Origin of the sequence: Acinetobacter sp. TR11 (assembly GCF_027105035.1) — a bacterium.
Taxonomy (GTDB): domain Bacteria; phylum Pseudomonadota; class Gammaproteobacteria; order Pseudomonadales; family Moraxellaceae; genus Acinetobacter.
In genome coordinates, this window is sequence record NZ_CP114256.1 from 483,202 (window position 1) to 495,212 (window position 12,011).

The 12,011-nt window shown below is 39.2% G+C and carries 8 protein-coding genes and 1 pseudogene; 5 read left to right on the forward strand and 4 right to left on the reverse strand.

The window, feature by feature from the left end:
- Positions 1-8 precede the first annotated feature (8 nt).
- Positions 9-2,444 carry a catecholate siderophore receptor Fiu gene (locus O1450_RS02320; RefSeq protein ID WP_269229555.1) on the reverse strand — a complete coding sequence of 812 codons (2,436 nt, stop codon included), beginning with the start codon at positions 2,442-2,444 and terminating at the stop codon, positions 9-11.
- 473 nt (positions 2,445-2,917) lie between these two features.
- On the opposite strand from O1450_RS02320, the gene tig reads away from it, so the two are divergent.
- The 4 genes from tig to O1450_RS02340 all read left to right on the forward strand — a co-directional run bounded on the left by tig (position 2,918) and on the right by O1450_RS02340 (position 7,258).
- The gene (tig, locus tag O1450_RS02325; protein ID WP_046738411.1) at positions 2,918-4,249 is read left to right on the forward strand and encodes a trigger factor; all 1,332 of its coding nucleotides are present in this window, start codon (positions 2,918-2,920) and stop codon (positions 4,247-4,249) included.
- Positions 4,250-4,445: 196 nt separating this feature from the next.
- Positions 4,446-5,051, forward strand: a complete 606-nt coding sequence (gene clpP / locus O1450_RS02330; RefSeq protein ID WP_004660445.1) for an ATP-dependent Clp endopeptidase proteolytic subunit ClpP — start codon at positions 4,446-4,448, stop codon at positions 5,049-5,051.
- A 28-nt stretch (positions 5,052-5,079) separates the two neighbouring features.
- Positions 5,080-6,390, forward strand: coding sequence for an ATP-dependent Clp protease ATP-binding subunit ClpX (gene clpX, locus O1450_RS02335; protein WP_269229556.1), 1,311 nt, complete (start codon positions 5,080-5,082; stop codon positions 6,388-6,390).
- 151 nt (positions 6,391-6,541) lie between these two features.
- A complete protein-coding gene (locus O1450_RS02340; protein WP_269229557.1) occupies positions 6,542-7,258 on the forward strand; it encodes a DUF2846 domain-containing protein in 717 nt (238 codons plus the stop codon).
- Between the two features lie 17 nt (positions 7,259-7,275).
- Here the strand turns inward: O1450_RS02340 and O1450_RS02345 are convergent, their stop codons facing one another.
- Together O1450_RS02345 and O1450_RS02350 are read right to left on the reverse strand one after the other, a co-directional pair.
- The gene (locus tag O1450_RS02345) at positions 7,276-7,818 is read right to left on the reverse strand and encodes a DUF2059 domain-containing protein (protein WP_269229558.1); all 543 of its coding nucleotides are present in this window, start codon (positions 7,816-7,818) and stop codon (positions 7,276-7,278) included.
- Positions 7,819-7,913: 95 nt separating this feature from the next.
- On the reverse strand, positions 7,914-9,440 hold the full coding sequence (locus O1450_RS02350; RefSeq protein ID WP_269229559.1) for a fumarate hydratase: 1,527 nt from the start codon (positions 9,438-9,440) through the stop codon (positions 7,914-7,916).
- Between the two features lie 202 nt (positions 9,441-9,642).
- Between O1450_RS02350 and O1450_RS02355 the strand changes: the two are divergent.
- Positions 9,643-9,801: pseudogene (locus O1450_RS02355) on the forward strand (DMT family transporter); the annotation flags it as partial.
- A 67-nt stretch (positions 9,802-9,868) separates the two neighbouring features.
- On the opposite strand, the gene pta reads toward O1450_RS02355, so the two are convergent.
- A complete protein-coding gene (gene pta, locus O1450_RS02360; protein WP_269229560.1) occupies positions 9,869-12,004 on the reverse strand; it encodes a phosphate acetyltransferase in 2,136 nt (711 codons plus the stop codon).
- Positions 12,005-12,011 lie beyond the last annotated feature (7 nt).

Genomic DNA, 12,011 nt, shown 5'->3' on the forward strand with positions numbered 1-12,011 from the left:
AGAATGATTTAGAACTTATAGTTGAAGCTGAGAGACGCTGAACGTGGTTGACCAAGAACGAGACGGCTACCGCCACCATTTAATGTACTGATATAGTCTTTATCTGCAAGGTTATAGACGTTTAAAGTCATGGATGCATTTTTGTTAAAGGTATAGGCAGCCATTGCATCAAATACCACATAAGATGGAATAATTGGCATCGCTACAGGTGTTGCACTATTGGTAATTAAACGTTTTTGTTCGTCTACATAACGTGCGCCAATACCAGCTTTAAAACCAGAAACGCTATATGTTGTCCATAACGAAGCAGTCCAATCTGGCGACCAACGAACGCCATCGGTATATGTCCATGTTTTGGTTGTTTCATTATACGCTTGTTGATTTTCCTGTTCAGTGTTCATATAAGCAACACCTGCAGAGACGTTCCATGCACGTGTAATTTGCCCAACAGCACCAAGCTCTAAGCCTTTAACTGTTATTTTTCCTTCAGGAATGTACGCCAAAGTGATTGGATCTTGAGTGATTTGGTTTTCATTCTCTGTGTGGTAAGCCGCAGCAGTTAAAATGATTTTATCGTCATTTAAAACCCATTTGGTTCCAATCTCATAATGATGTGTTTCTTGAGGTTTGGTTGATGGGTTGTTGGTTACAGCATTGACTGAATTTGAAGCACTACTTAATACAAAGCCCGTTCCTGGAGGGGTTAATGATTTAGCATAAGATGCATAAACACTACTTTCGGTTGTTGGTTTAAATACACCACCGAGTTTCCAGCTAACCAAGGTATCATGTACTTTTAAATTTGTTTTTACTTCTGTAATTTTAGATGTCTTTGAATCCGTATTTACTTCGAGTGCATCATATTGAGTATCAAAATAATCGACGCGGACACCACCATTTAACTGAAAACGTTCACCAAATTTGAGTGTGTCAAACAAATAAAGTGCCGCTGTATCCGTTTGTGCGTCTGTATATCCGCCTGTGTAAACCAAATCAGGTAATACAGTATCTCGGTTTGGGTTGTATATATTGGCAGCTGGAATGGTTGGGGCTACCTGACCTGGTATTTGTACATTACGAGTCTTGTTGTACTGCTGTTCTTGTAATAGCTCTAAACCAGCAACAATATTATGCTCAATGTCACCTGTTTTTACATTGATATTCAATGTGCTTTGGTTCGCAAGTATTTTATTGGTTTGATCTAAGCCTTGGCGGGTGCGAGCAACTGTAAAAGTATCTGGGTTAGATAAATCAAGGGTCTTATAATTAAATTTATAGCTATAAGTTTTATCCGCATTCACTTTGACATCTACAGATGGAACGGTAATCGCATTGACTCCAGTCAATACACGCTCCATTTCAGTTTTACCAAAACGTGAAATATTGGTGAATTTGATATTTTCAGAGAGATCACTTTCAATTTTTGCAGAGACCATATTGGCTGTAATATCTTCATGATCATTAACATTGCCGTAAAAATTGGTACGGTCAACTGCAGATGCTTTTGCTAAAGCCGCATTAATTTTCTTTGCATCCGCTGAGTTGTTAATATCTGCTCGAATTGTATCTCTTAATGTTTTGTCTTTAGAGTCAAAAGGATACTTGCTATCATATTCATAATTAGATGAATAGCCATAATAGAAACCATCCATGCCAATGGTTGGAATACCACCATCAGGGATATTATTTTGTTTGATATGTTGTGAATATAGATAGAAACGTGTGTCAGAATCTAAACCGAAAGCAATAGAAGGTGCGATTGCCCAACCATTTTGTTCAATATAGTCACGACCTTCAACACCACCTTGTTGCCCCATAACATTCAAACGTACAGCCGTACTTTCATTGATTGCTTGGTTAATATCGGCAGCCAAACGGCTATGTTCTGCTGTGTTGTATGTTGCTGAAACTTCGCTGCTATTGTCCGCATGTGGTAACTTGGTTGATAAATTGATATAACCACCAGCACCGCCACGACCTGCTTCTGCACCAGACGGGCCTTTGACCACTTCAATTTGTTCAAAGTTATAAACATCACGGGTAATTGCACCAATGTCACGGATACCATCGACATAAATCGAGTTTTTGGTATCAAAACCACGCATTTGGAAAGAATCTCCCGCGCTGGTATTACCATTTTCACCTAACTGTAGGGTAATGCCTGGTGTGTTACGCAAGGCATCTGTCAGTGAAGTTGCACCTTGTTCTTTTAAAATTTCTTTTTTGATGACACTAATCGTTTGAGGTGTATCAACCAAAGGTTGTGTGTACTTTGGTGAACTTACTTTATCCGCTTTATAAGTATTTTCTGCATTCACTTCAATCGTTGGAAGTTTAGCAATATTTTCTTCTTTAGTCGCAGCATGACCAGCAAAAGGTAAACTTGCAGCAAGTGCAACTAACTGTGTCGTACCAATATGTTTACGACTTTTAATCTTTGCCATTGAGAGAACCCCTGAATTGAAGTGATGAATGACTGAACTTTCGATTTTGTAAATATTTTTACAAAAAAGCAGTAAAAGTGGATGGATTGTTAAGCTATGTAACAATTTGCGCGAAGTCTAATGATAATTATTATCGTTATCAATGGCTTTATCTATTGTAGAATGAATTGTATACATCTAAGTTGTTGATATATAATATCTAAAAATGTAATTGGTATTAACGATTTTTATTTAGATGTAAATTAATAATAATGATTGATTTAAATAAATATTTGTTTTTTAAATGAATAAATTGTAAATGTTGGATTTGTTAAATTGTATTTTTATCCATAAGTGATGAGAGCTTAAATATAATTCTTTTGATTTATACGAAAAATAGGGAATTTTGATCATCTAATTTTGTATATCCTGAAAGTTGTCATATAATGTGGCACTTTTAAAAATGTTACTACTAACTATATATCGAGGAAGCCATGCAAGTAACGACTGAAGCGGTTTCGGGCGTTGCCCGTCGTTTAAATGTTTCTGTACCGACGAGCCGTGTTAACGAGCAATTTGAAGCTCGCTTAAAACGCACTGCCAAAACTGTGAAGATCAACGGCTTCCGTCCAGGTAAAGTGCCTTTAAATGTTGTTCGCCGTGAATATGGTGCAAGCATTTATCAAGAAGTTGTGAATGACATCATTCGTGACACAGTATTCGAAGCAATTCAACAAGAAAAAATCAATGCGGTCGGCATGCCGAACATTGAAAAAGTTGAAAACAAAGATGATGCTTTAGTTTTTGAAGCGACTGTAGAAGTTTATCCAGAAGTAGAAGTGAAAGCTTTTGCTGACTTAGAAGTTGAACGTAAATCATCAGAAATCAACGATGCCGATGTTGATGTCATGATTGAAAACTTGCAAAAACAACGTGCTTCTTGGACTGAAACTAAAGGCATGGCGAAAAAAGACATGCAAGTGACTTTCGATTTTGAAGGTACAGTTGATGGTGAGAAGTTTGAAGGCGGCGCTGCTGAAGACTTTAAACTTGTTCTTGGTTCTGGTCGTATGATTCCAGGCTTTGAAGATGGCATCATCGGGATGAAGAAAGGCGAAGAGAAAGTGATTGATGTTACTTTCCCTGAAGATTACCAAGCTGAAAACTTAGCGGGTAAAGCAGCTCAATTCAAAATCACTGTTAAACTTGTTGAAAAACAAAAACTTCCAGAGATTGATGCTGAATTTTTAAAAATCTTTGGTTTAACTGAAGAAGAAGGCGTAGACAAGTTAAAAGCTGACGTTCGTAAAAATATGGAACGTGAAGTTCGCAACGGTCTTCGTAACCAAGTTAAACAAGCTGCATTTGACGCACTTGTCGCTGCAAACGAAATTGAAGTTCCAGCTTCTATGGTTGCTCAAGAAATTGACCGTCAACGTCAACAAATGATTCAACAGTTCACTCAACAGTTTGGTGCTCAAGGTGCAGGTGCATTTGATAGCAGCATGCTTCCAGATGAATTGTTCAAAGAGCAAGCTGAAAAATCAGTGAAGCTTGGTGTATTGGTCAGCAAAGTATTGGCTGATGCTAAACTTGAAGTTGATCAAGCACGTGTTGAAGCTTACATTGATGACATGGCTTCTTCTTATGAAGATCCAACAGAGGTGGTTGAATACTTCAAAAATGATAAACAACAACGTGCTCAAATTGAAGCAGTTGTGTTAGAAGACCAAGTTGTTGACCACATTTTAGCTGCTGCTAAAGTAAATGATGTTCCAGTAAGTTACGAAGACTTATTGAAAGAACAACAAGCTCGTCGTGGCTAATCTTTTAAAAGTTCAGAAGAAAGGCGCTTAATGCGCCTTTTTTTATCCGTGTTATGAAAGTGTTAATTTATCGAAAAATTGCCAGCTTTTAGTCTAAATAGTCGAATATTTAGGGTTGAACCTTTTGCAATTTCAGCGATTATCCCTCATATTGTTGGCATGATCGAGTCAGAATAATTTAGGAATAAATAAACATATGTATGTTCCAACAATTGAAAATGCTTTAGTTCCTGTAGTCGTTGAACAGTCATCACGTGGTGAGCGTTCATTTGATATTTTCTCACGTTTGTTACGTGAGCGTGTCATCTTCTTGACAGGTGAAGTTGAAGATAACATGGCAAATCTTATCGTTGCGCAGATGTTATTTTTAGAAGCTGAGAATCCAGAGAAAGATATCCATCTTTATATCAACTCACCGGGAGGCTCAGTAACTGCTGGTATGGCAATTTATGACACTATGCAGTTTATTAAGCCAGATGTTGTTACATATTGCATGGGACAAGCGGCTTCAATGGGTGCATTCTTATTGAATGCAGGTGCTAAAGGAAAACGTTACTGTCTTGAAAATGCACGCGTGATGATTCACCAACCACTCGGTGGTTTCCGTGGTCAGGCGTCTGATATCGAAATTCATGCACGTGAAATTCTTTATATCAAAGAGCGTCTAAACCGTTTGATGGCTGAGCATAGTGGTCAAGATTATGAAAGAATTGCACGTGACACAGATCGTGACAATTTTATGACTGCACAAGCAGCCAAAGAATATGGTTTAGTTGACCAAGTATTAAGCAAACGTCCCTAGTTTTTAAGATTTAAGTTGTGGAGTAAATATGTCCGAACATCCTCAAGGACAAAAGCATTGTTCATTTTGTGGTAAGACACAATCTGAAGTTGGAAAATTGATTGCAGGTGAGGACGCATATATTTGTAATGAGTGTGTGGATGTCTGCTTAGATTTAGTGCAAACCAGTCAACAAGTTGAAGCAGGTGACTGGGCGACTAAAGCTTTGCCTAAACCACATGAGATACGTGCTGCGTTGGATCAATATGTCATTGGACAAGATGTTGCAAAGAAAACATTATCTGTTGCGGTCTATAACCATTATAAGCGCTTGAAAGTTGGTCAGTCTCATCATGCACATCAGGATATCGAGATTGCGAAAAGTAATATCTTGTTGATTGGACCAACGGGTTCAGGTAAGACCTTACTTGCGCAAACTCTTGCACGCTTATTGGATGTTCCTTTTGCCATGGCAGATGCAACGACACTCACAGAAGCGGGTTATGTGGGTGAAGATGTTGAAAATATCGTACAAAAGTTATTGCAGAAAGCGGACTACGATGTAGAAAAAGCGCAGAAAGGTATTATCTATATTGATGAGATTGATAAGATTACCCGTAAATCTGAAAATCCTTCGATTACGCGTGATGTCTCGGGTGAAGGTGTACAACAAGCATTATTAAAAATGATTGAAGGTACGGTTGCTTCTATTCCGCCACAAGGTGGTCGTAAGCATCCGCAACAAGAATTCATTCAAATTGATACCTCAAATATTTTATTTATTTGCGGTGGTGCATTCTCTGGTTTAGAGAAAATTGTACAGCAACGTCAAGAGAAAGGCGGTATTGGATTCACGGCTGATGTGAAGAATAAGGATGACAGTAAAAAAGTCTCTGAGTTGTTCCGTCAAGTTGAAGCAACTGATTTAGTCAAATTTGGTTTGATTCCTGAGTTTATTGGTCGTTTGCCTGTGATTGCAACTTTAGAAGAACTGGATGAAGAAGCATTAATGCAAATTCTGACAGAGCCTAAAAATGCATTAACTCGCCAGTATCAGTATCTTTTCACGATGGAAAATGTTGATCTTGTCTTTGATGAATCTGCATTGCGTGCTGTAGCGAAAAAAGCACTTGAACGTAATACGGGCGCACGTGGTTTACGTTCTATTTTGGAAAATGTATTGCTTGAAACCATGTATGACTTACCAAGTCGTAGTGATGTGGGGACGGTTATTGTGGATGAAGCTGTGATTAATGGTACAGCTAAGCCGACATTTAAAGCTGAACGTTTACCTCAAGTTGCAACACCAGAGTTGGTGGAAAAGAAAGATCTGAAAGTGATTGACTCAAAGTCAGCTTGATTCACATTCATCTAAAAAAGCATGAAAGCCTCGGCTTTTCATGCTTTTTTTATTTGCAATTAATTAATGAGGTGTTAATCTTAAAAATCGGAAAATCCGCATAGTTTTGCGCTGTTAAAAATAAATCCAAGAAAACGCCTTGAGGGATATCATGCGTTATTTAATATTGTCATTATGTTGTGCAGGGGTGTTAGCTGGCTGTCAAAGTCATAAGGCGGTTGAAGAAAATTCGACAGTACTCACAGCGACTTTACCTCCAGTTGATACAGCAAAAGAACCGGGGCTATCTGATCAGTATCATGTTGGTGGTTTTACCATAGGTGGATGGGTCAATCAAAAATTAGGTCAATATTACACACCGATCAAACCACAGAATGAGCAAGCGGCAGTGGTCTATTTATATCGCCCAGATACGCGCTGGAATCGCCAAGAAATTGCTGCTGCAAATTTATTTATCAATGGTCATCGAATTCCAAGCCTGTTACATAATCATTATTATTGGGTAGAATTACCAGCTGGGACATATCGTTTGAGTGTCAGCCGTCCATTGGCAGGGCTACATTTTCAAAAACCAAAATATGTAGATTTTACGGTTGATGCGTCACAAACGTATTTTATTAAATACGATGAAGAAAATAAGATTTCTCGTAGTGAACATACGGGACCATTTATGATTATGCCTGATAAAGTTGCACATCAGGAAATCGCATTTACACGGTTAAAATCATCGAGCTATAACTTTGTAGCACAAGATGCCTCAGGTAAAGTTCGTTCAAAACCACAAGAATTGAAACCTCTGAAATATGATGAAAAATCTGAAGTACTATTGGTTAAACCATTTAAGCTTTGGAATCCTTTGACTTGGTAATGGATAAAGAGCAGGGCTTACTCATCTTGAATTAAAGGTTTGATGATGCTTAAAAGCTGCTCTTTAAGCTGTAAACTCTGCTCAGGGTCAGCCAACGTTTTTTGACTTAAATTATTCATGTATTGAAAAACATTGGTATTAATCTTTAAGTTTTTTTGATTAATTGATTTTCCTTCTGGTGTTCTTAAAAACTTTAAATAGGCTTGTACTTCTTCTTCACTGAGTGTTTCTGTATAAATTTGTTCAATGGCTTGTAATGTCTCAGGGCGAGCAAACATTTTTGAACTTGTCTGTTTTAAAAGCTGTCCCAGTTCTATAACGGCTAAATATTCTTCTGTTGTTGTTAGTCGCTGTTTGCCTAAAATGCGTAATAGAATATTTTCTGCCTCAGCATCTAATGTTGGCTGCATCTCATCTAAAGACGTATGTAAAACATTTTCTAATTCACTGAGTTTAATCAGCTCCTTTACTGATTTGACTTGAGCAGGGCTTGCCTCAGTATTTTGTACAGCTATGACGATGCAAAAGCTTATGAGTAGTTTCGATATTGTTTTATGCATGTTTTTATCCTTATCGTTCTGTGAATAATTTAGCAGAAGCTTAAGGCAAAAAAATAGCCGAATACGATGATTCGGCTAAGATTATTGTATGAGTATTATTGAGCGGCAGCATCTACAACAGGAATTTTCCCAATTTTTGCTTGCCAGATTTTTGGTGCAGTGGCATGGATTGAAGTACCATTGACATCAACTGCAACAGAAACAGGCATATCTTCAACCACGAATTTGTAGATTGCTTCCATACCTAAGTCTGCAAAAGCAACGACTTCAGCTTCACGAACTGCTTTAGACACGAGGTACGCAGCACCGCCAACAGCCATCAAGTATGTTGCTTGATTGTCTTTGATTGCTTCAATTGCAGCAGGACCACGATCCGCTTTACCAATCATACCGAATAAGCCAGTTGCTTCTAACACTTGACGAGTGAACTTATCCATACGAGTTGCTGTTGTTGGGCCTGCAGGACCAACGACTTCATCGCCAACTGGATCGACTGGACCCACGTAGTAAATGAATTTACCTTTTAAGTCGACTGGAAGCTCTTCACCATTATTTAACATGTCGACCATGCGCTTGTGTGCAGCATCACGACCTGTGTAAATCGTACCGTTAAGAAGTAATGTATCACCTGGCTTCCATTCATTCATTTCTTCTTGGGTGATGGTATCAAGATTCACACGTTTTGATTGTGATGAATCCCATGTTACAGCAGGGTAGTCTTCAAGTTTCGGTGCTTGAATGTGTGCAACACCTGTACCATCTAACTGGAAGTGTGCGTGACGAGTCGCAGCACAGTTTGGAATCATACCGACTGGCTTACCTGCCGCATGGCATGGGTAATCTTTGATTTTAATATCAAGTACTGTGGTTAAACCGCCAAGACCTTGTGCGCCAATGCCCAATGCATTCACTTTCTCGAAGATCTCGATACGGAGTTCTTCCATTTTGCTTTGTGGGCCACGACGAAGTAATTCGTCCATGTTGATTTCTTCCATAAGTGCTTCTTTTGCAAGCATCATGGCTTTTTCAGCAGTACCACCGATACCAATACCGAGCATACCTGGTGGACACCAACCTGCACCCATCGTTGGAACAGTTTTAAGTACCCAATCCACGATTGAGTCAGATGGGTTGAGCATCGCAAGTTTAGATTTATTTTCTGAACCGCCACCCTTCGCAGCAACGGTAATATCAACTTTATTACCAGGAACGAGTTTGTAGTGAATCACGGCAGGCGTATTGTCTTTGGTATTTTTACGACCAAAAGCTGGATCTGCTAAAACAGAAGCACGGAGTACATTTGAGTTCTCTAGGTAACCTTGGCGTACACCTTCGTTTACAGCATCATCCAAGCTCATGGTTAAATCAAATTTAACATCTAAGCCGACTTCAAGGAAAACGTTAACGATCCCTGTATCCTGACAGATTGGTCGGTGCCCTTCAGCACACATACGTGAGTTGATCAGGATTTGGGCAATAGCATCTTTTGCAGCTTGGTTTTCTTCACGATCATAAGCACGGCTCATCGCTTGGATGAAGTCTTGTGGGTGATAGTAAGAAATAAACTGCAGGGCATCCTTGATTGATGTAATCAAGTCATCTTGTTTGATGATCGTTGTCATATCAAATTTCTCTTGAGCGGGCGATTAGCTGGCGGGCTAAATTATATGACAAAAAGCAATGAATGTGGGAGTTTTAGCTTAGATTTGGCTAAAGGTCTAAAGTAAGCCTTTGATCTAAATTGCATCAACCAAAGGTGCGCTTTGGATTTTAGTTTTTTCTCAGTTGAGATGGACTATAGCCAAACTGTTTCTTAAAGCGAAGTTATTTCCTTTAGTGGCCTTGATGATCTCGACAGTTTGGGAAGATTATCATTGGCAAATGAATGCAGTGATCGGAGTGATCTTAATCTTATGTGGTAATGCAATTTTCTTTGTGAAAATTCCGCAGTTAAAGCGTATAGATTCTTCAAAAAATGCTTGATTGTTGGATAAATAAAAAAGCCATTAACTTTTGAACGAGTTAATGGCTTTAATATAATGATATGAGTTTAGTCTTGTTGTTTTGCCTGAATCGCCGTTAAGGCAATGGTAAATACAATATCATCAACCAAAGCACCGCGAGATAAGTCATTCACAGGTTTGTTTAGACCTTGCAGCATTGGGCCAACACTCACCACATTCGCTGCACGTTGTACTGCTTTATAGGTGGTGTTACCAGTATTGAGATCAGGGAAAATAAATACATTGGCACGACCTGCAACTTTAGATTCAGGTGCTTTTTGACGTCCAACGCTTTCAACTGAAGCTGCATCGTATTGTAGAGGCCCATCAATCAGTAAATCAGGACGACGTTGTTGGGCGATCTTGGTTGCTTCAGCCACTTTTTCAACATCGGCCCCTGCGCCTGACGTACCTGTGGAATAACTGATCATGGCAATACGTGGATCAAGACCAAAGGCTTTAGCAGAGTCTGCAGATTGAATCGCAATTTCAGCAAGTTGTTCAGCATTTGGATCTGGATTAATTGCACAATCGCCGTAGACATAAACTTCATCAGGTAACAACATAAAGAAGATTGATGAAACTAGTGAATAGTTCGGGGAAGTTTTAATCAATTGAAATGCAGGCCGAACGGTATTGGCAGTGGTATGAATTGCGCCAGATACTAAGCCATCGACTTGATCAAGTGCCAACATCATCGTACCAAGGACTACAGTATCTTGTAGCTGTGCTTTTGCTTGTAATGCATCTAACTTACCTTTGCGTAATTCAACCATAGGTTCAATATATTGGTCACGAATACTATCGGGATCAATAATTTGCAGATCAGCTGGAAGCTGAATACCACGCGCTTTAGCAACTTCAGCAACAGCTTCAGGTTTCGCTAATAAAATACATTCAGCAATACCACGTGATTGGCAAATTGCAGCAGCTTGTACAGTACGAGGTTCATCACCTTCAGGTAGTACAATGCATTTTTTCGCAGCAATCGATTTTTGTACCAGCTCGTAGCGGAATGCAGATGGAGATAATCGTGGATTCAGGTTGTTCTGAGTATGTTGATCGAGCCAACTATTATCAAGATGGCTTGAAACAAAACGCGTCACTTGTTCAGCACGTTCAATATCATCTACAGGAATTTCATTGCCAAAATGATATAGGCGTTGTGCTGTTTCTAATGTGTCTAGCGAAGTGTGTAAAATCGGTAGGCCTTGTTTAATAGCACCTTGGCAGAATTCTAAAATATTCGCGGCTGGAGCGGCTTGTTCAGCTAAAACCAAACCCGCTAAAGGAATTCCATTACTGCTTGCGAGACTTGCTGCAAGTAGAGCATCTGTACGTTGAGATGCGCTAATGATGAGTTCGCCAGCAACAAATTTATGTAATTCGGCTTCAATATCAGATGCGATTAAACTGGTATGTAAAATACGGCGTTGTTTTGCTTCACCTTCATTTAACCAAATTCCATTAACAACAGTAGCAATATCTAAGCTACGCGGTACGCTGAGAATATTACTGAATGGCACTAAACCAATGATAGGTAATTCACTTGTTCCAATAAAACGATTGTAACGTTGTAATTGTATTGAAAATTCAGCTATTTGCTTATCTAAACGCAAACTTGGATCAAGTGTGACAGGAATTGCTGCTGTACCATCGGGAAGACCTTTGGTTCGCATAAATAAAACGCCTGTGGTGCGCGCTGATGCAGCACCTCCGAATTGACGCAAATGTGCATCAACTTTTTCAGCTGTTTTACGTGGGTCAGCTAAATCCGCTGTGCTGACCAAAACAACTTGGGCATCGAGTGCTTGTGCAAGTGCGGCATTAATTTCACTGGCAAAGTGATCTTGTCCATTGGGTACAAGTCCTTCGACAATAATCACATCGTGATTGGCTGAGATTTTACGATGCAGTGCAACAGCTTCTTCGAGTAGCTCATCTGTTTCGCCTAAACCAAGAAGCTGGGTGAGTTTTTCATAAGCAATCGGTTCAACAGACTGATGTTGAAATAAATGACGATAAAGTGTTGCAGTGCGATCAACGGTTGAATCTGCTAATTGAGAAAATGGTTTAAGAAAACCAGCATTAATTCCTTTACAGTCTAAAGCGTAGATCATTCCTAAACAGGCAGATGTAAGACCAACCCCTTCACCTGTTGGAATCAGTAAAATCGTATTCATAAGAACC